Below are 20,469 nucleotides of genomic sequence, written 5' to 3'. Positions count from 1 at the left end.
TTCTCGACAAACTTCGCCCATCCCATCCAAAAGGCGTCACTTCGCGTTCGCGCCAAGCCAGGCCAGCGCACCAACCACTAACGCCTCCACACCCGTTTCCAGTGTAGGATGCAGAACCGGTGCGAATTGTGGACTGTGATTGACCGGCAGTTCGTTCAGCTTTCCCGCTGCCTTGGCCTTGGCATAGATTTTGGGATCATTGCCGCCCACAAACCAAAATACCGAAGGCACCTGCCACGCGGTGCCGAAGCAGCCAAAATCCTCGCTCGCTGGCGCGGGGCCCGTGTGTTTTACTCGATCGGCAGAAAAATACCCGCGAAAAGCCTCAGCGATGCGGTTGCTCGCGGTCTCGTCGTTCACGTTCAACGGGTAGCGGTCGAGCGGTGTGATCTCCGGCTTGCGCGGGGCGCCGGAGGCTTCGGCTTCGGCATTGACGATCCGCTCGATCGCGGCGAGTACGTGCTTGCGCACACCGGGGTCGAATGTGCGCACATTGAGCTTGATGACGGCATCATCGGGAATGACATTCTCCTTAGTGCCGGCTTGCAGCACGCCGACCGTGACAACCGCCGCGTCGTTCGCAGCAACCTCGCGGGACACGATGGTCTGAAGCCGCAAAACAACGGATGCCGCCATGACAACGGGATCGATGCTTGCCTGCGGCATCGAGCCATGCGCGCCGCGCCCGAACAAACGGATTTGCAAGCTGTCGGCCGCGGAGGTGATTGGCCCGGCGCTGCCGGCAACAGTTCCGGCGGGACCGACCATGACATGCTGGCCAAGCACGACGTCGGGTGAGGGAAAGCGTTTAAGCAGGCCGTCATCGATCATGGCCTGGGCGCCTTGGGCGGTTTCTTCACCAGGCTGGAAGACGGCCATCAAGGTACCCTTCCAGTCATTGCGCGCCTGCGACAACAGTGTCGCCGCACCAACCAGCCAGGCTACGTGCATGTCGTGGCCGCACATATGCCCTAGCGGCACCGTGTTCCCTTCGGCGTCCCTTGCCGTGACCTTGCTGGCATAGGCGAGGCCGGTGTTCTCGGCGATTGGGAGTGCATCCATGTCGGCACGCAGCATCACCGTCGGTCCTTCACCATTGCGGAGCAGTCCCACCACACCCGTCTTGCCGACCCCGGTGGTCACTTCGTAACCGGCTTTCCTGAGCCAGTCCGCGGCGAGAGTCGCAGTCCGCGTCTCCTGCATCGAGAGTTCCGGATGGGCGTGAATGTCCTTATAGAGCGCCTCAAGATCGGGCAGCAGCTTTCCCATGCTCGACAGGAGGGCGGATATGTCCTCGCGAGAAGTATGCTTCTTCATCACAATCTCCTGCCGACGATGTGGCGACGGCTCCGCTTTTAAGCCTTCGATGGCCCAGCGGAGGTGATGATGATCACTGTCACCTGTATCGACGGCAAGCCCAATTCCTACGATCAACCGATCGTGACCTCATCCGCTGCTACCGCGCCGGTGTTTCCGGCCGAAAGCCTTATGCGTATTTCCTATCTATTCTCTTGGCCTGTTCCCGCGTGATCTTCGCGGGCTGTTTGGCGCGCGAGAGCGCGTGCTAGACGCAGAATCGTTCTGTCAGGCGCCCGGAGGAAGACCCTGATCACACCCGCTCTCGCTTGAGCATTTCCCTTTGAGAGCTCCGGCGGAAAACAACGGCCGGCAAGTTTTGTGCCCTCTCTGGTCCCTACCGCAAACACCCTTATGGTCCATGCTCGCAAGATGTGCTCATGCTCGCTACGAGAAAAGCCATCAAACGGTTGGTCGCAGAGTGGGATAGCAAGGCGTGCTATTAGGATAATGCATGCAAACTACGAGCGTCGAATGAGCGACCTCTGGCCCCTTTTAGGGCGTTTTGATGATCAATCCGCCGCCCTGAACTTTTGCTCGATGTCGCTTGGTCTGGTTGCGGGGACAGGCTTCGACCTTTGTCCTAACTTCCCCAATCCGATGGTTTTGCCGAGGACTGGCAAAGTCGAGGATGCCGATCAGCTCGCCGCGTAGCTCGGCGATGACCTCGCCTCGCTTGCTACCGGGCGAAAGAACCACCTCACCAATAAGCGAACGCAGCGCCTCGGCCGCTTCCCGGCCGCCGACCGTGTCGTTGAGCGCCTCAGCGAAGGCAACAACCCTGATGCGGTAGATGTTGGCGATGTTGGGATGAACATCCGGCATATCGGCCGGCGCCTCAGCCATGCGGCCGATGATCTCCGCCTTTTGCCGCTCCAGCTCTCCCATGCGCGCCTTCATCACCGGCTGATACATGCCGTCCTCGATCGCTGCGATGATGCCGGCAATGGCGCCCTCGATCTTCTCCCGCGCCTTGCGGTCTGCTTGCGCCTGCGCCCGCCGCTCGCGGTTGAGGCGGTTCATCTCCTCTGCATAGGCACTTACCGCCTCTGCGACCGACTCGGCGCAGACCAGCCGGTCCTTGAGGCCGGAAAGAACCCGCTCCTCGATCCGGGCTCGGACAATGGTGCGATTGTTGTTGCAGGTGCCACGCCGGTTGTGATTGAGGCACCCGAAGCGGTCGCGCAGGATGAGACCATATTTGCCGCCGCAGCACCCGCAGCTGAGCAGGCCGGAAAGCAGCGAGACCGGCCGCCGTGCTGCGTGCAGCCGCTTCGCCCTCGCCGCCCGCACACCGGCCGTCGTTGTCTCGAAGAGCATGGCGATTTGCTGCTGGCGGGCCTCTCATGGTCGTAACGCCATCGGATGTAGCGTGTTCCTTCAAATTTCTGCTTGTCGGCGTGCCAATTCGCCTGGAACAAAGTTTTTCCGTTGAGGTTTACCCAGCGAAGGGACTGACGCTTTCGAGGAGACCTCCCATGAAACATATTCTGATCACCAGCATGCTGGCGCTCGGCGTTGGCTGTGGGGCAGCAATTGCTCAAACGCAACCGGCCGAAACCCAATCGGGCGCTAACGCCAATTGCGCGGCCGGCACAGCCGACTGTCAAAAGGGCTCGAAGACGAAGATGGGCGAGCAGGCCCAAGGCAAGGCCAAGGCCCAGACGGACCAGCAGGCTCAGGGCAAGCCCAAGCTGAAGACCGACGAGCAGGCCCAGGGCAAGGCCAAGGTCCAGACGGATCAGCAGGCTCAGGGCAAGATCAAGCCCAAGACCGACGAGCAGGCCCAGGGCAAGACCAAGATCCAGACAGACCAGCAGGCTCAGGGGAAAGCCAAGGTCCAGACCGATCAGCAGGCCCAGGGCAAGACCAAGATCCAGACAGACCAGCAGGCTCAGGGGAAAGCCAAGATCCAGACCGACCAGCAGGCTCAGGGCAAGACCTCGACACAGACCGATCAGGGGTCGACGGCTTCCATCACCAATGTGACGGTCGAACAGAAAAGCCAGATCACCCAGGTCATCAAGGAGACCAAGGTCGAGCCGGTATCGAATGTCGATTTCGACATTTCGGTCGGCATCGAGGTTCCCCGGCACAAGATAAGGTTGCATCGCCTGCCGGCGCGTATCGTCAAGATCGTACCAGCCTACGAAACCTACGAGTATTTCCTATTGGCCGACGGTCGGATCGTCATCGTCGATCCGGACACGTTGAAGATCGTCCTTATCCTGACCTGACCTTGCCCATCGCACCGAGACGCCGGCCACATCCACGTGGCGGGCGTCTCGATAAGATTCACCGATGAATCAGCTGCGGGCGAACGGAACCAGAAAGGCCTTTCCGCGTCATAGAAGCAGATTCCTGTGCAGCTACCGGAGTTGACATCGATATTTAGGCTCCTTCTTGTCGTCGCTGCGGCACTCGCCCTCGCGTGCGGCGGAACAGAAGCGACCAAGCTGGACCAACTTGCCGTAAATCAGGCCCAATTCAGCGTCGACCAACCCAAAGGCTTCAGTCCAGCCGTACTGAAAGCGCAGATTCTTCTGGATCGTGCCCGATTCTCGCCGGGCCTGATCGATGGCCGCCTTTCAGAGAACTTCGCCAAGGCGGTTAGCGCTTTTCAGACCGCGAACGGATTCCAGTCCGATGGTAAGCTCACTCAGGACACTTGGGACAAGCTGATGGCAACCTCCGCCAACCCGGTTCTGGTAGCTTACGAGGTGACCCGCAAGGATGTGCGCGGACCCTTCACCAAGCGGATTCCGACGCGCATGGAGAGGATGGCCCGTTTGCCACGGCTGGGCTATCGCAACGCGGTGGAGAGGTTGGCGGAGCGCTTCCATATTAGCGAACAATTGCTACGAAGGCTCAATCCCAACGCCGGCTTCGGAAGGGCCGGTGCGACCTTGATGGTGCCGGATGTCGGCCGGGGCGATCCTCCTGCGGCCGTTGCCACCATCGAGGTCGACAAGGGCGCCCGCCTGGTGCGCGTGCTCGATCCTTCCGGCAAATGGCTCGCAATCTATCCCGCATCGATCGGGAGCGATGAGAAGCCGGCGCCGAGCGGCATGGCAGAGATCAAACGCGCGGTGCACAACCCAACCTATCATTATGATCCGGGCTTTGCCTTCAAGGGAGTGAAGACCAAGCGGCCTTTCACCATAGCTGCTGGGCCGAACAACCCCGTCGGATCGGTCTGGATCGATCTTTCGATCGAAAGTTACGGCATTCACGGCACACCCGAACCCGGCAAGATCGGCGCGACTTTCTCACACGGCTGCATCCGGCTGACCAACTGGGATGCCGAAGACCTCGCCTCTATGGTGCAGAAGGGCACGAAAGTTAACTTCAAGGACGAGATGGCGGACGCAGGCGTCAAGCTCGCCGATTAGACCATGCGCACTTAGCGATGGGTTGCCAGGGCCAAGGGTCACGGGCAATAGCCGGCCGCACTTGGAAACGCCGTGTCTTTCGCCGCGAACGTCGCTAAGGCTTTGAATGCCTCGTAGGTCTAGCCACGTGCTGGGGTAAGGCCGCTAGGATTTAGCCGCCAGGACGTCAAAGTGGATTTCAGCGCCTGCCTGTTCGTCGAACAAGACTGAGCAGCCTCGCGCAAGCGCTACCGTGGAAAGAGCGTTTGCCACCACATCGTCCGGTGACACGAAATCGCCAGTCAGCACCCGCAACTCTTCCACGCCTTCAGCCATCGAGACAAAACTCCCGACCGCTCGATCGTGCTTGCAGGCCTCGACCACGCAAAGCAGATCGATCATTTCGAAGCTGCGCATGTTGAGCCTCCAATAAAAATCGTCCCTTACAGGATCATCAAACGCATTAGCGGAATGTAACGTTCCCGACCCGCCCGATTGTACGTTATAGCCAAAGGCCCCGAGGGTGATTGCCAGCCTGCTGACAGGCTCTAGCTCTTGCGGGCGGCAACCCCTCAAGAAGCCGCGGTGACCGACGCGGACTTCACTGTTGTAACACCGGTCGGCCACTCTATCGCTAGGACTTCGGAGTAAACTCTTCGACCCGGACCTCGTCGCCGATCGACGCGTTCACCTCAGCACCCACCAAACAATGGCGGCACACAGCAAAAACACGAGCGCGGCACAGCTAATCAATATATCTCTTCGCGATTGCCATCTTGGCGGCTCAGCCGGCACAACCCTGAACTGCCGGGCATGCTCCGTAGCGATTTTCAGGAGGGATGAAGCCGTTTCGTGCGGCGTCCACCCCTGCGCTTCCGAGGCAGTCACCAGCGCTGCGAATGCGGCTTCCAAGGCGACTTCACAGTTGGCCTCCCGATCTGGGCTATCCTTTGGCAATATGGGTGGTTCGACGGCTCGGGACATGCAGACAAATCGGCTAGCCGATGAAAGGTTCCCGGCGTGATCAGGGGCAACCTGTCATCAACTGGCAGGGGTCAGCGATCATTCACCGTTTGTTGACCATATTAGGCAACGCTCATAAACGGACATGCTAGGTAGCTCGTGCATGCCTAAGGCCCCAGCGCATCGACCCAGCGCCGGGGCCATTTTAGTTTTTCGTCCCGACAGCTGGGTAGCGCCTACAGGCCTGCCAGTGGCCGATGCGCCCCTATCACCTTGGGCGAGCCGTCCAGCCGCTCCATTGCCTTATATAAGGCCAATGATGATCTACAATCGCTTGAAGTCGGCAAGCCCCAACCGTATTCGCTGGCCTTCCGCATAGGCAAGTGCGAACGATTCCAGGTCGAATGATCGGGTCAGTTCCTGGTCATCGTCGACCACGCGGACGAACCATTCGCCGCAGGCCTCGATCACTTCAACACAGGGGCAAACCCAGGCGTTTAATGTTACATCATCCATTTCGCACTGCCTCCCGCGCAATGTGGACAATCACGAATCTATAGGACCGCCGAAATCAGTTCTTCAAGTAACAAAAATCTGTAGGGTCTCGACCAAACTCAAATCGAGAACCCGCGCCTTCTCCCTGCACGGAAGAAGCGCGCGGGCCGCCGGCTACTCACCCCGCCAAGCAACGGGATTATCCGCCGAGCGACCGTTGCCAGCAATAAAGTTTGACATAGTGGGTGGTTACGTACGGTTTCGTACACTTGGGCCAGAGTTGCCTCACTCTTCCCGAAAACCCTGCAGCGAGGCAGTCGGCTGGAACATCGGAAGATCGACCGCATTGATAGGAGACGGTTTCCAACCATTTCATATGGATTCAATGTGCGACCCGCGATTAGAAAAATATGGGGATTGGTGCATGAAAGCGTGGTTGGCTTTGTCAACGACAATGCTCTTAGTCGTGGCGCGGCTATGGCCTTTTACGCCGCCACGTCGCTGGCCCCGGTTCTGATAATCGTCGTCGCGATAGCAGGCATCGCTTTTGGTCATGACGCGGCACAGCTGGCTTTGTCTGCTCAGATTTCGGGTCTAATGGGTTCAGAAAGCGCAGCCCTCCTTCAGACGGCGCTCCAAGGGGCGTCTGGCAAATCATCGGGGACCTTGGCAGCCATCGCTGGCGTGGCCACGTTATTCGTGACTGCCTCTGCGGTCTTTGGCGAAATGCAGCAGGCGCTGAACGCAATATGGAAGGTTGAACCGAAAGGGAGTTCGTTGTCGCGTCTTTTGCGGGCGCGCGCAGCAAGTCTTGGACTGGTCGCAGCACTCGGCTTTGTGTTGCTGGTATCTCTGGTGGCGAGCGCGGCGATCTCGGCTCTGGGCACTGTGATCAGCGCTCAATTGCCATTCGGCACATTTGTTCTTAGCGCAATCAACACCTTCATTTCTTTTGCCCTGATCACTGTGATGTTTGCCGCTATCTATAAAGTGCTGCCGGATAGGACCCTACAATGGCGCGATGTCGGGATCGGTGCCGTCGTGACCGCCGCGCTATTCACATTGGGGAAATCTCTTATTGGTTGGTATATCGGCACAAGTGCAATCGCGTCGTCATATGGTGCGGCCGGAGGGCTGCTCGTCATACTGCTTTGGGTCTACTATTCATCAGAAATCTTTCTGCTCGGTGCCGAGTTGACCCGTGCCTATTCCGTTCGACTTGGCAGCAGGTCCGATTTGAACGGGCTGGTTCAAAATGCTTCCGCTTCAGAAAACGTTGTCTCAATTCGGGTGAACCGAAAGGCCAGCTCTTCGGGCGTCCTTGCGTAGTTGGCGGTTGGGTGCGTCAGTGCAACGATGACAGCCTTTCTGCTGGGGCCTCGTCGCCCGTAGCTTCAAGGAGGACAGACCATGCGTGTGTGGGGTGCTCGTTAAGGCAACTGAAGACAGCGAAAAAGCTACTCTTCTCACCTGCCGAAGCGTTGAGGCGATGGGCCGATACAATGATGACCTGCACAATGCGGGCGTTTTTTTGCGCGACGCCGACGGTCTTGAGCCCACTTAGCAGACCAAGCACGTCACGCTCACCGTATTGGAAATTCCGACCGCCCTCCAGGCGGCCTTCTTCATTCAGGAATCCGACCAGATCTACGAAGCCTGGCAAGCAAGATAGCTGCCGTCCCGCCGTAATTGACACAAGCCTGCTCTGCCATCGGCAGCGAAGCCCATGTGGTTAGCTCGGCAATCAGAAAGTCGGTGTCTTCGCTTATCGGCGCGGAGCTAAGCTGGCCGTATTTATCCATCATGATTGCCACGGCGTCACTTGCCCCATAGCCAACGGCCGCCATCCTGCAAAGGCGAGCGTCGCCGTCGACGCGAATGTTGAACAAGACCAGTCCGTCCGTTTTTTCAGCAACGTCGCTCACTCGATCGGAAAACGGCCGATTCATATCGCCTGCACGGGCGAGAGACTGTTCCAACAAGACGAGTTCAACATACTGCGCCTTCATAGCTCAAGAGGGGGCGCGGCGCGGCGTGGAGCACCAATAGGCCTTGGACGGCTTATCCACACAATAGGTCCCCAAGCGCGCCACCTACAATCCGAACCAACTTGACCACTATCCAACGCACCTAGCGCGCCTGCACAGTGCATGTCTAACATTAGCTGCATCAAATAGGAGCACGCGCATGAACAAGATCCAATGGCACACCGAGCGCCTTCGGGGATAACTGGCGACTGGCAATAACATACCCTGCGTCGAGGATAGCCCGCCCGCGGCAGTCACGCCTAGCCCGAAGTTCGTCCGCTTCTGCAACAGCGCCGAAGAATGCCAATGGCAAGAATGGGACGCAGCCACGACTTCCGGCGTTGTCGCCGGGATGTCTCCTTTCGGGCAAGGGCAACGCTTACCCCTACGGCCGAGATGCTGAAGGGTTTCGGGTGCTGTCAGGCGTACGAAAGTCTCTCATACAGGAACCCGCGGGCCGCAGACGATTGCTATGGGGATTTGTGCCTTGGGATGTGCCTTGCCGGCGCGCTGGCAGGTGCCGCCGCCTCGTTGCTGTTCGGCGTTCTGGCGCTGACCTTCCTCACCAATCAATATGCGGCCGGCTTGGCGCTGGCCATCTTCGGTTCCGGCGTGTCCGCCTTCCTTGGACGCGGCTTCGGCAGCGAGCCTATCGAGGCGCTGCACGGCATCAACGTCGCTGTTCTGTCCGATCTGCCGCCGATCGGTCCGCTGCTCTTCCGCTTCGATCCAATGGTCTATCTGGCTCTGGTGATGTTCGCTGCCATCAGCTGGTTTCTCTACCACACGAAGGCCGGGCTGATCCTGCGAACGATCGGCGAGTCACCGCAAACATCACATGCGATCGGTTATCCCGTGATCCGGAACCGCTATATGGCCGTGCTGTTTGGCGGGGCGAGGGCGGGATTGGCGGGCGCCTACCTGTCGGTCGCCTACACGCCACTCTGGGTCGAGAACAGCCGGCAAGGGCTGGATCGCGTTGGCGCTGGTGGTGTTCGCCACCTGGCGGCCACCGCGCATCCTGCTAGGCGCATGGCTGTTCGGCGGCATGACGATCCTTCAATTGCAGGGGCAGGCGCTCGGACTGGAAGTGCCATCCGAACTGCTGTCGGCCCTGCCCTATCTCGCTACCATCATCGTACTGGTTCTGATCTCACGAAACCGGCAAATGCTGGCGCTGCATTTCCCGGCTTCGCTGGCAAAGCCTTTCCGTCCGGCCGGTTGAGCAGCAGGGTGCGCGATCGCAGGCCGGCAAGAAACACAAGTGACGCCACATAGGGCAAGACGAGGAACAGCTGGTGGGGAACCGGAATCCCGATGACCAGCGCGTGCATCCCCAGCGCCTCGAGAAACGCGAAGATGAAGATCGCTCCAACGATCCGGAACGGCATCCAGTTCGAGTGGCGTTCGCCATCTGCCAATGGCACAGTCCGTCGGCAATCAGCGAGGCGAAAATGACACGCGTAGTGATCATTGGCGGCAGCGGGCATGTCGGCACGTACCTGGTGCCGCGGCTGGTTGAGGCCGGATATGAAGTGGTCAATGTCAGCCGCGGCCAGCGCGCGGCCTATACGCTGAATGCGGCGTGGAAATCGGTCGAGCCAGTGGTGATCGACCGCGACACGGAGGAGAAGGCTGGCACCTTCGGCGAGAAGGTCCGCGCGCTGAAGGCTGATATCGTGGTGGACATGATTTCCTTCACCCTCGACAGCACCATGCAGATCGTGGGCGCGCTGCGAGGCGAGGTGCAGCACTTCCTCCATTGCGGCACCATCTGGGTCTATGGGCACAACACCGCGATCCCCGCGACAGAGGACCAGCCGAAAAATCCGTTCGGCAGCTATGGCACGCAAAAGGCCGAGATTGAGACCTGGCTGCTCAACGAAGCCAGGCGAAACGGGTTTCCAGCCACGGTGTTTCGGCCCGGCCATATCGTGGGGCCCGGCTGGGAGCCGCTCAATCCGGCGGGGCACTTCGACGTCGGCGTGTTCGCCCAGATCGCCCGTGGCGAGCCGCTTGTGCTGCCCAATCTTGGCAACGAGACAGTACACCACGTGCATGCCGACGATGTAGCACAGATGGTGATGCGAGCCATCGCGAACTGGAGCAACGCGGTGGGCGAGGTCTTCAACACCGTCTCGCCACAGGCGATCAATCTGCGAGGCTACGCCGAGGCCATGTACAAATGGTTCGGCCACGCCCCGCAGCTGAGTTATGAGCCGTTCGATACGTGGAAGGGCAAGCAGACCGAAGAAAACTGGCGCGCCACCTGGGAGCACATTGCACGCAGCCCGAGCCATGCAATCGCCAAAGCGCGGAACCTCCTGGGCTACGACCCGCGGTATTCGTCGCTCCAGGCAGTGTATGAGTCCGTCGAGTGGCTGGTGGCGAACGGGAAACTCAGCCGGTAGGAGTGCCCAGATACTTCTCAGCCTCGGCGCAGATCGAAACCCGCATTGCGTCTATCAAATGAGAGTGCGGGTTTTCTCGCCAAGCATAACTCGAACTTTGGAGGGCTGATGGGAGGAACTGATGGATCTCAAGAAACTCATCACTTACGTTTCGCTATCCCTTTGCGCCGACTACCTCGGACGGCGCGGTTGGCCCAGGTCGATCGACGAGCTACGCACCGACGATCTGCTCCTCATCCCCCGTGGCGATGGTCTCCCCCGGCGTTTGTCGCTTCGCGACAGGGACGGCGTGGAGGACCAGGTCGAGTCCATCGCTCGGCTCACCGCAAATGATCTCACGGCAATAGATCGCATGGTGCTTAACGAGGCTGGGATCGCGGTTACGGCGAGATATGTGGCTGCGCCTGAGATCGAGGCCGGCAATCTCGTTCGCGTTCTGCCAGGCTGGAGCGTTCCAGCCGTCGATGTCAGTCTAGTCATGCCTGCCGGTAAGGAACGTAGCCCGGCTGCAAGAGCCTTCGTTGAGTTTATGCGCCAACGGGTTGCCGGCAACCGCCGCTGGTTTGACGATGGGGCATGGCGGGCCTCACCATGTAATCAGTGGCGAACGATGCCGCCAGGCGTCGCTATGCACCTGGTCGAGGACAAATTTCGCAACGTCCTCCCGCGAGATGGTCCCGCCATGGAAGTCGGACAGATCGGTTAGAGTGCGGACATTGGCGCGTCCCGCCTTTTTGTTCAAAACGGATGGCCGGATGATAGTCCAATCGAGGTCGGACTCACGGATGACGGCTTCCTGCCGGTTCTTGTCCGCATAGACGTTGCGCAGGAGCAGCGGAAAAATCACGTTATCGAACAGGAACCCGCCATGGCCGGCGCTGTCGCCCGCGCCCATCCCGGTGATGGTGATCAGGCGCGAGATGTGTTCAGTCTTCATTGCCTTGACGAGCGCGCGGGTCGCGGTCGAGAGCAGTGTCACCTTGTTGAACGGGCTGGCCGGAGTGCCCAGGGCACTGATGACGGCATCCTGCCCGGTGACGGCCTGGCGTAGGGTCTTCTCGTCGCGGGCGTCGCCGACAACAAGCCGAACGCCCTTCATTTCCGCCGCTTTTTCGGGAGATCGGACCAGTGCCGTCACCTCATATCCGCGTGCGAATGCCTGGCTGACGATGAGCCGGCCAGTCGGCCCCGTCGCCCCCAAAACCAATATCTTGGTCTGCGCGGCGTGGGGATTGTCGTTTGTGGACTTGGTCATGGCTTTGTTCCTCGTTGGCTGAGACGTTTGCAGTTGGGTAGGTTGTTGTCGTAAATATGAGTGGTTCACATATGATGCGATAGGCGCTGATATTGGACACACCGTCTCATTGGTGGAACAGATGGATTTGCTGGCTCTCGCGGATTTCGTGCTCGCCGCGGCGGCTTCGGCCGTGCAGCACGGGCCGCCACACGCCCCAAGGCGACTTTGTCGCGACGGGTGGCAGAACTTGAGGCTGGCCTGGGATTGCGACTTGTCGAGCGTGACGCGCGGGCACTCAAACTGACCGAGGAAGGGCGCGCGCTCTACGAACGGGCAGGCCATTTGCTGACCGAACTGGACGAAACCGCAGCAGCGATTGCCTCGGGCGGACAGAAGCCGCGAGGCAAACTGCGGATAAGTGCACCATTGCTTTTTTCTCAAACCGCAATGGGCAAGATCGCCGCCGGTTTTGCGCTGAAGTACCCGGACGTTCGGCTCGAGGTCTCCACGGATGACCGCGCTGTGGATATGATCGAGGAGGGGTTTGATCTGGTGATCTGGGTAGACCCGGATCCGGATGAGACCCTTATCGGGCGAGCGTTCCTGCACGATCGATTGGTGGTCGCCGCGAGCCCGGGTCTCGCCCGGCCGACGGCGAACACGATAGCGCCCGCCGTCGTACGATCGGCGAGCGATCGACTGACCCGGCAAGTGATGACCGCCACCGGCCCGACCCCAATTATGATCGAGCCCGTTCTGGCGCTAACATCCCTTGTCATGGTCCAGGACGCGGTGCGAGCCGGCGTTGGCGCCGGCCGCTTACCTTTGTCGCTCGTGAGCCACGAGCTCGCAGCGGCACGCTGGTAGACTGGGGCGAGGTCGACGGACCTGACATTGTGCTTTGGGCGCTCCACCCGTCCAAGCGGCTCCTGAGCGCTCGGGTGTCAGCGTTTCTGAACTATCTCAAAGAGGCCCAGATCTGCTTCTGCGTGAGCGGGCGGTTCGTCCCTACCTTCCTGCCAACGTTCCAGGCTGCGCGCTCGCGGCTAGCATCATCGAAATGAGAATGACCCATGTGAGTTCTCCTTGGTCTTAATTGGCCAGAGAAAAAATGGATCGCCGTCCTTGCAGCTAGAGCCGTTACCGGACCGTCCGGGATCCAAAGGAGCTGCGAGCCGCAGTTCGGCCGTGACCCCGCCATGCGCCCTGTTTTCTTGGTCTACGCCGTAGCCGATCTTCGAAGGGGTTCCTCTCTCCTCGACTATTGTCTACGCGTCTCGCCGGGCCACACGCTGAGCGATATGACGACGCGCTTACGCCCTCTCTCCCCAAGTTCTTACGGACGAACGCGGATGACGGTCTTCCCCGTGTGTCGCTCGCTCGCGTTGAAGGTTGCAACGGCCTCGTTGAGGGCCGAAACTTTGCCGATGTTCGTCCGCAGTCGCCCGTCCCGCACCCGCTGGACGATCTCACTCAGTTGGGCGCGATCGGACTCGACAACGAAGTCAACCGCCAGGCCGTCTGTGGGCCGCGCCTCGGCCGGGCCGACGACGGTCACCAGCGTTCCTCCGGCCCGGATCAGAGCTGCGGACCGCTTCTGGATGTCTCCGCCGATAACATCGAACACCAGATCGACTCCACCGACGTCTTCCAGGGCGTCGTTCTCGAGGTCGATGAATTCATTTGCGCCGAAGTCGAGTGCCTTCTGTCGGTCGGCCGCGCGTCCGGTGCCGATGACATAAGCACCAGCCTCACGGGCGAGTTGCGTCACCATCGAACCGACCGCGCCGGCTGCGCCATGTGCAAGGACGCTCTGCCCCGCCTGAAGACGGCCGTGCTGAAAGAGTCCCTGCCACGCGGTCAGACCCGAGATTGGCAAGCTCGCGCCCACTGTGAAATCGACGTCGCCTGGCAGCGGCGCGAGGTTGCGTGCTTCCATGGCAATATACTCCGCCAGTGTGCCGTCGCGATACCAATCAGCGAGACCGAACACCCGCTGTCCGACTGAAAGACCAGTGGTGCCGTACCCCAGGGCAACGACCACTCCGGCCAGTTCGTGTCCAGGGATCGATGGCGTACGCGCCTGGTCGCGGCGGTCGGTCCAGGTCGAAGGCCACTCCAACTCGGTCGGGACGAAGCCCGAGGCATGAACCTGAACGACGACGTCGTTTATCGCTGCCTGTGGCTTGGGCCGCTCCACCAGTGTCATGCCGGCCGTTCCCGCAGACTGGTTCGTCACAATGATCGCTTTCATGGCTGTCGTCTCCTCAGACATTTGTTGGTTCAGGATAAATTGCAGGCGCGGAAGGGTCTTTTCGATCTTACGCGACCAGTTATCGACCCGATACTTTCCGCGACGACCTTGATGTCAATTTGCTCGTGTGCCGCAGCGACACGGATCGCCATTGGGGAGCGAACTTGCGTGGTTCAAGCACCGGCGGCGACCGAGGGTTAACTCGGCCGCTGCCGCATGATGTTAGCAAAGCCTCTAAGGGTGCGCCGTCTTCAGTGCGCGCTCCCCGCTTTCGGGCGCGTTGAGCACGAAGGTGACGAGGAGAACCGCAGCACCGTTCGCCCAGTAGTACCAGGCGTCCAGTCCCTGCAGGCCGAGCACGAAGGGCACGGCGACGAAAGTAATGCCGACGAGGCGGTCAACCGCGACATGCAGCCCAAATGGCAGCACTCGGACTACACCAGTCCTGTGATTGGTGAACAGGGTCAGAATGAGGGCGGCGACGCCAGTTGCGACCGATACCCAAAGCGCTAGCGAATTGGCATGGCCGAGCCCGAGCAGGAACGGCGTTGCCATCAGGCTCAGCGCGACGGGATAGTCCAGGAAGGCGTGAACGGTCTTTGTGACGAAGCGAATATTCATGAGACTCTCCGGTTGATTGAGGACTGGGGACTTGCACACCACTCATATGGAAGACTATGGGTGACGCTTGGTGCCAATAACTTTGCTGATCGTCCCGATGGACCCCTTCGCTGCCCTGTTCGCTCATGTAACGCCGACGGCCCGGACGTTCTTCACCGGGAACCTGTGCCAGACCTTGCAGTTCACTGGTGTGGGCCATTTGCACCTCTTCAAGGCAGGCGCGCTCACGGTCACCCAGGACGGACAAGCTGACCTCGAACTCGTTGAGCCGACCCTGCTGTTTTTGCCGCGCGGGCGGACCCACAGTTTCGCAGTTGATCCTGGGCGCGGAGCCGACCTCGTATGCGCGACCGTCGAACTCGGGGGTGCGGAGGGCAACCCGATTGGCCAGGGCCTGCCTGAATGTGTGGTCCTGCCGCTCGCTGCTCATCCGGCGCTGGGCCCGGTTTGTGATCTGCTGATCGGCGAAGCTTTCTCTGAAGCTGGTGGCCGCCAGGCGGCGCTCGACCGGCTGTTCGACTATCTCCTGATCCTCATCGTGCGTCACGTCGTTGAGAGCGGGATCATTTCGACCGGCGTGCTCGCCGGGCTCGCCGACCCACGCCTGGCCAAGGCGCTGACCGCGATGCACGAGGCGCCGAAGAAGCCTTGGAAGCTTGAGGATCTGGCCGACGTTGCGGGCATGTCACGCACGAGGTTCGCCGATCATTTTCGGACGCTGGTCGGCCTGACGCCCATTGAGTACCTGACGGTCTGGCGCATGACGATCGCGCGCCAGCTTCTCGGCAAGGGTAAACCGGTCAAGAGTGTCGCGGCGCAGGTCGGCTACGACAGCGCGGCCGCCTTCTCGCGCGTGTTCAGTCGGGTGACCGGGAGGCCGCCGCGCGAGTTCGATGCACTCCGGGATGGATCTCGCTAATCGAAGAACTCGGCACTAAGCGTCCGTACAATCAACGGCATGCTTAAGCGACGAAGCGGACCACGCCGCCTTCCACGCGCAGCGCCGCACCAGTCGTTGCAGAGGCCTGCTCCGAGCAGGCATAGACGATCATGTTGGCGACCTCGTCGGTCGTCGCGAAGCGCTGGATGAGCGTAGTGGGGCGCATCGCCTTCAGGAAGCCCTGCTCGGCTTCCTCCCGCGTGACTCCGTTCGCCTCGGCCTGCTTCGCCATGAAGTCGCCCAGGATTTCGGACCGGGTCGGCCCCGGCAGGACGGCGTTGACAGTGACGCCCGTGCCCGCTACCGCCTCGGCAAGCCCACGCGAGACCGCCAGCTGCGCGGTCTTTGTCATGCCGTAGTCGAGCATCTCCTTGGGGATGTTGACCGCGGATTCGCTACTGACGAACACGACACGGCCCCAGCCTTTCCTCACCATGCGCGGCAGGTAATGGCGCGCCATGCGCACGCCGCTCATCACGTTCAGCTGGAACAGCCCGAGCCAGTCCTCATCGGGGATTTTCGCGATGTCCTCGATGCCGTTGTAGTCGCGGATGTACGCCGTCCCCACGTTGTTAACGAGGACGTCGGCGTCGGGCGCCTGCGCGAAGACGGTCTCGGCGCCCGCCGCCGTCGACAGATCGGCGGCGATGCCGGAAATGTCGCTGTCCGGAAAGGCTTGTCGCATCTGTCGCACCGCTTCATCGACGCGGACGCGTCCACGGCCGTTGATGACGACCGAGGCGCCGGCACGCGCCAGTCCTTCCGCAGTGGCGCGGCCGATGCCCGCCGTTGAGCCCGTAACGATCGCCTTGCGGCCCTTGAGTTCGATATTCATGTGATTCATCTCCGATTGCATTTGGGCCGCTAGCCCTGGCGTCAGAACAGGCGTGTTACCCTGCCATCTGCGCGACTTCCGCCTCCGCAGCGACAGCGAGGCTTTCGACCCATAACTGGTGATAGCGGTAGAGCGCGCCGGGATGCTTGCACCCGAGCTCCTCAAGGAACCAGGGACCCTGCTGCGTCTCCTCGGTCAGCACATGACAGCCGTCGGCCGTGGGCGTAATCACCCAGCCGTGGTAGGCGCTAGAACCTGTCTCGTCACCATCGACGGTCGTCGCCCAGGAGAGCCTGCGGTCAGGCACGCTTTCCGTCACGACAAGGCTCATCGGAAAGCCGACCGTCACCCGGCTGTATCGCGTCCCGAGCGCCAGTTCTCGCCCGCCGCTTAGGATTTTGACCTGATCTTCGGCAGGAAAATAACGCGACCAGTTCTCGGCATCGACGAGCAGCTTCCAGACCACTTCGGGCGGAGCTTTCACGTCGATGTCATTGAGCGCGTAGATGGCCGAGATTTTCGGGTCGTGCCGCTCGGGCCAGATTACACGGTCATACATTGTTCACGACGCCTTCTTGAACAGATCCTGGAAGATGAGAGGCGCCCAGCTCTTGTCCCGCGCCTGCATGAGCGATCCTCCCTCCGCTAGTCTCCCCAGCCAGACCGGCGCGAATCCCAGTTGTTCGACCAGGGCGCGGACGGGGGTGGCTGCCGCGTCATCGTCGCTAGCGTAGCTCATATGTTTTCTCCTTGGGTTGTCACGCCCTGCGTGGCTGCGAACGATCAAATGGAGCGCCCGGCCGGGCGTAGTGCGTCAGAGTTGTGCTAGGCCGCCGTCGGCGGCGACTTCGCTGGCGGTCATGAAGCTGCTGTCCGACGACGCGAGAAAGGCAGCCACCGCCGCGATCTCCGCGGGATCGGCCATGCGCTGGAGCGGAGTCATCGCGCCGTAGGCGCTCTGGCCCTCCTCGCCCAGCGCTTCCTTCGCGAGTTCGGTCGCCGTCGCCCCGGGCGACAACACGTTGACCCGGATGCCGGTGCCCTTCAGGTCCTCCGCCCAGGTCCGCGCGAGATTGCGCACTGCCGCCTTGCTCGCGCTATAGGCAGTGAAGCCCGGGGCGCCCGTCGTGCCGGCGCTCGATCCGGTCAGGATGATCGAACCGGCCTGGCCCATGAGCGGCAACGCCTTCTGGACCGTGAAGATCGTACCCTTCACATTGGTGTCGAAGGTTTCGTCGATGTGCTTGGCGGTGATCTGGCCGAGCGGCAGCGGACCTCCCGCACCGGCATTGGCGAAGACGATGTCGAGGCTGCCGCGCTCGGCCTTCACCGCAGCGTAGAGCCGGTCGAGATCGGCCTCATCCGAGACCGAGCCCTTCACCGCGCGGGCATTGGGCCCAAGGTCGGCCAAAGCGGCGTCAAGCGCGTCCTGCCGGCGGCCGAAGATGAAGACGAAGGCGCCCTCGTCGATGAAGCGCTTTGCCGACGCGCGGCCGATGCCGGTCGCGCCACCCGTGATGACGGCGGTCTTTCCACTCAGTCTCGTCATGACGTGCATCCTTCGTTTCGCCGTCTGGTGTCTTTGGCCGTACGGGAAAGGCCCGCGAGAGCCTCAAGATGGGTTCGCCGAAGTCGGGCGGTGAGTGCGCAATCGCGCACATCGGTGGTGCGAAATCGATCCGGCTGGGCGACTGATGTCGGGCTTGGGGAGGCGCACCGCGCGGTGCCGGATTGCACCATGATCGACTGGGATGACGTTCGCTACTTTCTTGCCGTCGCGCACGCTTGCCGGCCACAGTGGCGAGCGATGGCCGGTAGGGCGGCGCTGGATCAAACTCACCGAGCGTGTCGTGTCGGTGGCGCAATCGGACAGTCCTGTCCTGCCGACATTCCGGAATGCGGCTTTTCGGATGATCGGCCGCGCCACACTGCAACGGTCATTTCTCGAGCGTGTCGCCGGTTTGAAGGAATGATGCGTTGGCCATAAACCTTTTGGCCGCCCATGCGTTGTTCCCTCTCCAAGCCGAGGAGACGATCATGCAGATGAAGTCGGAAATAGCGGGCGAAGCGGCCAAGCAACGCCATATCCAGCGTGGCATCGATGCCAAGGACAAATCGAATGGCAATGGCAAGCAGCAAGGCGCCATGCAGGCCGGTGCGCGCGAGTATCCCGAACCTCCCTTCCCCGAGCAACATCAACCCAAGCCTGGGCATGAATGGGCGATCGAGCCGGCGCCGCTGTATGATGCGCCATACTATCTCGGATCGAAAAAACTCGACGGAAAGGTAGCGCTCATCACCGGCGGCGATTCCGGCATTGGCCGTTCGGTGGCGGTTTTGTTCGCCCGCGAGGGCGCCGACATCGTGATCGTCTATCTCGCCGAAGACAAGGATGCCGAAGAGACCAAATCCGCAGTGGAAAAAGAGGGACGACGCTGCATTCTGGTCAAGGCCGACGTCAGCGATCGCGATCACTGCCGCCACTCGGTGGCCGAGACCGTGAAGGAATTTGGCCGTATCGACGTGCTGGTCAACAATGCAGCCTTCCAGATCCATTCCAGCGATTTCAGCGAACTGACCGAAGAGCATTTCGACACGACGCTGAAGACCAATCTTTATGGTTACTTCCACATGGCACAGGAGGCGATACCGCACATGAAGCCAGGTTCGGCGATCATCAACACCGGTTCGGTAACCGGCATCGACGGTTCAAAGCAATTGGTCGACTATTCAATGACCAAGGGGGGCATTCACGCCTTTACGCGGGCCCTTTCGGGCAATCTGATCGGCAAGGGGATAAGGGTAAACGCGGTTGCGCCAGGTCCGGTGTGGACACCGCTGAACCCATCGGACAAGGAGGCTGATGACGTTTCGAAATTCGGGATGGACACGCCGATGAAACGGCCCGCACAACCGGAAGAACTTGCGCCAGCCTATGTGTTCCTCGCCTCGCCGCAGTGCTCAAGTTACATCACCGGTGAGATTTTGCCGGTTGTCGGAGGCTACTGAGGGTGGCCGAAACGAAACGTATGACCAAGGAGTAGGATGGGTGGTTCGTCTGCTTTTTCAGGATGGCGCTTGCTTACGCAGCATACCGCATCTGCACGGAACCTGCAGGACCCGCCCGCATGTGCCGCAGGATGACGGCGAGGCGCTACGCAAGCAATCGGCGGCCTTGGGCATCGAGCTGCCGCACTGACAGCTGCCAGGCCGGCCGAAGTTCCGGCCAGCCCGGTTTCAGCCTTATTCAGCGGCCTGGAGGTTGATCTTGCTTTCCGCCATTTCGGTGAGCTTGCGATCGGTCGCCTGTTCTTCTCTGAGGTTCTTGGCCAGCACGTTAGCACAGTCAGTGCGGCCAAGCTGCTTGGCCCAGGCGATGAGTGTACCGTAGCGTGTCATCTCATAGTGCTCGACGGCCTGCGCCGATGCGATCAGCGCCGCATCGAGGACTTCCTTGTCATCTACGTCACCGCTCACATCGTCGGCCTCCTCGAGAATGCCGTCGATTGCCGGGCAGTTGACCGTCTTGGCCTTAACGCCATGCAACTCGAACACCTCTTCGACGCGCTCGATATGGCCCCTGGTCTGGCCGAGATGTTTTTCGAATCCAGCTTTCAGTTGCGGGTCGGTTGCCTTGTCTATCATCTTCGGCAGCGCTTTCTCGATCTGCTTTTCGGCGTAGTAGATGTCCCGCAGCGTGTGCACGAACAGATCGTCGAGTGTCTTGATGTCCTTCGAAAAGAAGCCCATGACCTTGCCTTTCATTGCGCTCAATGTGGATTTTAGCGGCGCGGTTTGCTCGCTGCCGCGACAGCCGAGACTGAGGCCCCCAGCTTGTCGGTCAACGTACCAATGCCGGAGGGGGTTCCTGACTTTTCGGGTGAAAGTGCCCACCTTTTCGAAAGCCCGCTATTTCTCCGATTGGAGCCTTTGTCTCGACGGCACGTTCTACCCAGAGC

At 60.7% G+C, this 20,469-nt stretch carries 21 protein-coding genes and 2 pseudogenes; 10 read left to right on the top strand and 13 right to left on the bottom strand.

What is annotated here, in order from left to right:
• Positions 1 to 36: 36 nt before the first annotated feature.
• Complete coding sequence (locus EJ076_RS10750) at positions 37 to 1,317, bottom strand: M20 family metallopeptidase (protein ID WP_126067782.1); 1,281 nt, start codon at positions 1,315 to 1,317, stop codon at positions 37 to 39.
• 69 nt (positions 1,318 to 1,386) lie between these two features.
• Between EJ076_RS10750 and EJ076_RS35160 the strand changes: the two genes are divergently transcribed.
• On the top strand, positions 1,387 to 1,530 hold the full coding sequence (locus EJ076_RS35160) for a hypothetical protein (RefSeq protein ID WP_164548601.1): 144 nt from the start codon (positions 1,387 to 1,389) through the stop codon (positions 1,528 to 1,530).
• A 321-nt stretch (positions 1,531 to 1,851) separates the two neighbouring features.
• On the opposite strand, the gene EJ076_RS10745 is transcribed toward EJ076_RS35160, so the two are convergent.
• A complete protein-coding gene (locus EJ076_RS10745; RefSeq protein ID WP_126067781.1) occupies positions 1,852 to 2,676 on the bottom strand; it encodes a zinc ribbon domain-containing protein in 825 nt (274 codons plus the stop codon).
• Positions 2,677 to 2,834: 158 nt separating this feature from the next.
• Here EJ076_RS10745 and EJ076_RS10740 point away from each other — a divergent pair, with 158 nt between their 5' ends.
• Together EJ076_RS10740 and EJ076_RS10735 are read left to right on the top strand one after the other, a co-directional pair.
• Complete coding sequence (locus EJ076_RS10740) at positions 2,835 to 3,593, top strand: DUF1236 domain-containing protein (RefSeq protein WP_126067780.1); 759 nt, start codon at positions 2,835 to 2,837, stop codon at positions 3,591 to 3,593.
• Between the two features lie 126 nt (positions 3,594 to 3,719).
• Positions 3,720 to 4,748: a L,D-transpeptidase gene (locus tag EJ076_RS10735; RefSeq protein WP_245463007.1), complete on the top strand. Its 1,029-nt coding sequence runs from the start codon at positions 3,720 to 3,722 to the stop codon at positions 4,746 to 4,748.
• Between the two features lie 144 nt (positions 4,749 to 4,892).
• On the opposite strand, the gene EJ076_RS10730 is transcribed toward EJ076_RS10735, so the two are convergent.
• Together EJ076_RS10730 and EJ076_RS10720 are read right to left on the bottom strand one after the other, a co-directional pair.
• Positions 4,893 to 5,144 carry a hypothetical protein gene (locus EJ076_RS10730; protein ID WP_126067779.1) on the bottom strand — a complete coding sequence of 84 codons (252 nt, stop codon included), beginning with the start codon at positions 5,142 to 5,144 and terminating at the stop codon, positions 4,893 to 4,895.
• A gap of 870 nt (positions 5,145 to 6,014) precedes the next feature.
• On the bottom strand, positions 6,015 to 6,206 hold the full coding sequence (locus tag EJ076_RS10720) for a hypothetical protein (RefSeq protein WP_126067777.1): 192 nt from the start codon (positions 6,204 to 6,206) through the stop codon (positions 6,015 to 6,017).
• Between the two features lie 366 nt (positions 6,207 to 6,572).
• Here EJ076_RS10720 and EJ076_RS10715 point away from each other — a divergent pair, with 366 nt between their 5' ends.
• On the top strand, positions 6,573 to 7,514 hold the full coding sequence (locus EJ076_RS10715; protein ID WP_245463006.1) for a YihY/virulence factor BrkB family protein: 942 nt from the start codon (positions 6,573 to 6,575) through the stop codon (positions 7,512 to 7,514).
• Between the two features lie 296 nt (positions 7,515 to 7,810).
• Here the strand turns inward: EJ076_RS10715 and EJ076_RS10710 are convergent, their stop codons facing one another.
• A complete protein-coding gene (locus EJ076_RS10710; protein WP_126067776.1) occupies positions 7,811 to 8,194 on the bottom strand; it encodes a hypothetical protein in 384 nt (127 codons plus the stop codon).
• Between the two features lie 414 nt (positions 8,195 to 8,608).
• Between EJ076_RS10710 and EJ076_RS10705 the strand changes: the two genes are divergently transcribed.
• Together EJ076_RS10705 and EJ076_RS10695 are read left to right on the top strand one after the other, a co-directional pair.
• Positions 8,609 to 9,490 (top strand): hypothetical protein, encoded by an 882-nt coding sequence (locus EJ076_RS10705; protein WP_245463005.1) that lies wholly within the window; start codon positions 8,609 to 8,611, stop codon positions 9,488 to 9,490.
• Between the two features lie 176 nt (positions 9,491 to 9,666).
• Positions 9,667 to 10,623 (top strand): NAD(P)-dependent oxidoreductase, encoded by a 957-nt coding sequence (locus EJ076_RS10695; protein ID WP_126067775.1) that lies wholly within the window; start codon positions 9,667 to 9,669, stop codon positions 10,621 to 10,623.
• 586 nt (positions 10,624 to 11,209) lie between these two features.
• Here the strand turns inward: EJ076_RS10695 and EJ076_RS10685 are convergent.
• The gene (locus EJ076_RS10685; RefSeq protein WP_126067773.1) at positions 11,210 to 11,878 is read right to left on the bottom strand and encodes an SDR family oxidoreductase; all 669 of its coding nucleotides are present in this window, start codon (positions 11,876 to 11,878) and stop codon (positions 11,210 to 11,212) included.
• 121 nt (positions 11,879 to 11,999) lie between these two features.
• On the opposite strand from EJ076_RS10685, the pseudogene EJ076_RS10680 reads away from it, so the two are divergent.
• Positions 12,000 to 12,924, top strand: a pseudogene (locus tag EJ076_RS10680) (LysR substrate-binding domain-containing protein).
• A 272-nt stretch (positions 12,925 to 13,196) separates the two neighbouring features.
• On the opposite strand, the gene EJ076_RS10675 reads toward EJ076_RS10680, so the two are convergent.
• Entirely contained in the window at positions 13,197 to 14,114 is a 918-nt protein-coding gene (locus EJ076_RS10675; RefSeq protein WP_126067772.1) for an NADP-dependent oxidoreductase, read from the bottom strand.
• 234 nt (positions 14,115 to 14,348) lie between these two features.
• Complete coding sequence (locus EJ076_RS10670; RefSeq protein WP_126067771.1) at positions 14,349 to 14,735, bottom strand: hypothetical protein; 387 nt, start codon at positions 14,733 to 14,735, stop codon at positions 14,349 to 14,351.
• Between the two features lie 82 nt (positions 14,736 to 14,817).
• Between EJ076_RS10670 and EJ076_RS10665 the strand changes: the two genes are divergently transcribed.
• Positions 14,818 to 15,654, top strand: a complete 837-nt coding sequence (locus EJ076_RS10665; RefSeq protein ID WP_245463004.1) for an AraC family transcriptional regulator — start codon at positions 14,818 to 14,820, stop codon at positions 15,652 to 15,654.
• A 43-nt stretch (positions 15,655 to 15,697) separates the two neighbouring features.
• On the opposite strand, the gene EJ076_RS10660 is transcribed toward EJ076_RS10665, so the two are convergent.
• The 4 genes and pseudogenes from EJ076_RS10660 to EJ076_RS10645 all read right to left on the bottom strand — a co-directional run bounded on the left by EJ076_RS10660 (position 15,698) and on the right by EJ076_RS10645 (position 18,059).
• Positions 15,698 to 16,510, bottom strand: coding sequence for an SDR family oxidoreductase (locus tag EJ076_RS10660; protein WP_126067770.1), 813 nt, complete (start codon positions 16,508 to 16,510; stop codon positions 15,698 to 15,700).
• A gap of 55 nt (positions 16,511 to 16,565) precedes the next feature.
• Entirely contained in the window at positions 16,566 to 17,069 is a 504-nt protein-coding gene (locus EJ076_RS10655; RefSeq protein WP_126067769.1) for an SRPBCC domain-containing protein, read from the bottom strand.
• Positions 17,070 to 17,072: 3 nt separating this feature from the next.
• A pseudogene (locus EJ076_RS10650) lies at positions 17,073 to 17,240 on the bottom strand (NADP oxidoreductase coenzyme); the annotation flags it as partial.
• Between the two features lie 84 nt (positions 17,241 to 17,324).
• Entirely contained in the window at positions 17,325 to 18,059 is a 735-nt protein-coding gene (locus EJ076_RS10645) for an SDR family oxidoreductase (RefSeq protein WP_126067768.1), read from the bottom strand.
• 202 nt (positions 18,060 to 18,261) lie between these two features.
• On the opposite strand from EJ076_RS10645, the gene EJ076_RS35155 reads away from it, so the two are divergent.
• The gene (locus EJ076_RS35155; protein WP_164548600.1) at positions 18,262 to 18,483 is read left to right on the top strand and encodes a hypothetical protein; all 222 of its coding nucleotides are present in this window, start codon (positions 18,262 to 18,264) and stop codon (positions 18,481 to 18,483) included.
• 64 nt (positions 18,484 to 18,547) lie between these two features.
• Positions 18,548 to 19,519, top strand: a complete 972-nt coding sequence (locus EJ076_RS10635; protein WP_126067767.1) for an SDR family oxidoreductase — start codon at positions 18,548 to 18,550, stop codon at positions 19,517 to 19,519.
• A gap of 234 nt (positions 19,520 to 19,753) precedes the next feature.
• Here the strand turns inward: EJ076_RS10635 and EJ076_RS10630 are convergent, their stop codons facing one another.
• Positions 19,754 to 20,260: a ferritin-like domain-containing protein gene (locus EJ076_RS10630; RefSeq protein ID WP_109672712.1), complete on the bottom strand. Its 507-nt coding sequence runs from the start codon at positions 20,258 to 20,260 to the stop codon at positions 19,754 to 19,756.
• Positions 20,261 to 20,469 lie beyond the last annotated feature (209 nt).

Source organism: Mesorhizobium sp. M7D.F.Ca.US.005.01.1.1 (genome assembly GCF_003952545.1).
Taxonomy (GTDB): Bacteria; Pseudomonadota; Alphaproteobacteria; order Rhizobiales; family Rhizobiaceae; genus Mesorhizobium; species Mesorhizobium loti.
The sequence above is the reverse complement of the archived record's forward strand: the minus strand, read 5'-3'. Positions and strand labels throughout refer to the sequence as shown.

Bases quoted from the DNA above. Each gene is read 5' to 3' on its own strand.
- EJ076_RS10635 (WP_126067767.1), top strand. From the start codon at position 18,548: ATGCAGATGAAGTCGGAAATAGCGGGCGAAGCGGCCAAGCAACGCCAT.
- EJ076_RS10660 (WP_126067770.1), bottom strand. From the start codon at position 16,510: ATGAATATCGAACTCAAGGGCCGCAAGGCGATCGTTACGGGCTCAACG.
- EJ076_RS10750 (WP_126067782.1), bottom strand. From the start codon at position 1,317: ATGAAGAAGCATACTTCTCGCGAGGACATATCCGCCCTCCTGTCGAGC.
- EJ076_RS10740 (WP_126067780.1), top strand. From the start codon at position 2,835: ATGAAACATATTCTGATCACCAGCATGCTGGCGCTCGGCGTTGGCTGT.
- EJ076_RS10655 (WP_126067769.1), bottom strand. From the start codon at position 17,069: ATGTATGACCGTGTAATCTGGCCCGAGCGGCACGACCCGAAAATCTCG.
- EJ076_RS10720 (WP_126067777.1), bottom strand. From the start codon at position 6,206: ATGGATGATGTAACATTAAACGCCTGGGTTTGCCCCTGTGTTGAAGTG.
- EJ076_RS10630 (WP_109672712.1), bottom strand. From the start codon at position 20,260: ATGGGCTTCTTTTCGAAGGACATCAAGACACTCGACGATCTGTTCGTG.
- EJ076_RS10685 (WP_126067773.1), bottom strand. From the start codon at position 11,878: ATGACCAAGTCCACAAACGACAATCCCCACGCCGCGCAGACCAAGATA.
- EJ076_RS10705 (WP_245463005.1), top strand. From the start codon at position 8,609: ATGCTGAAGGGTTTCGGGTGCTGTCAGGCGTACGAAAGTCTCTCATAC.
- EJ076_RS10745 (WP_126067781.1), bottom strand. From the start codon at position 2,676: ATGCTCTTCGAGACAACGACGGCCGGTGTGCGGGCGGCGAGGGCGAAG.
- EJ076_RS35160 (WP_164548601.1), top strand. From the start codon at position 1,387: ATGATCACTGTCACCTGTATCGACGGCAAGCCCAATTCCTACGATCAA.
- EJ076_RS10675 (WP_126067772.1), bottom strand. From the start codon at position 14,114: ATGAAAGCGATCATTGTGACGAACCAGTCTGCGGGAACGGCCGGCATG.
- EJ076_RS10670 (WP_126067771.1), bottom strand. From the start codon at position 14,735: ATGAATATTCGCTTCGTCACAAAGACCGTTCACGCCTTCCTGGACTAT.
- EJ076_RS10695 (WP_126067775.1), top strand. From the start codon at position 9,667: ATGACACGCGTAGTGATCATTGGCGGCAGCGGGCATGTCGGCACGTAC.
- EJ076_RS10730 (WP_126067779.1), bottom strand. From the start codon at position 5,144: ATGCGCAGCTTCGAAATGATCGATCTGCTTTGCGTGGTCGAGGCCTGC.
- EJ076_RS10710 (WP_126067776.1), bottom strand. From the start codon at position 8,194: ATGAAGGCGCAGTATGTTGAACTCGTCTTGTTGGAACAGTCTCTCGCC.
- EJ076_RS10645 (WP_126067768.1), bottom strand. From the start codon at position 18,059: ATGACGAGACTGAGTGGAAAGACCGCCGTCATCACGGGTGGCGCGACC.
- EJ076_RS35155 (WP_164548600.1), top strand. From the start codon at position 18,262: ATGACGTTCGCTACTTTCTTGCCGTCGCGCACGCTTGCCGGCCACAGT.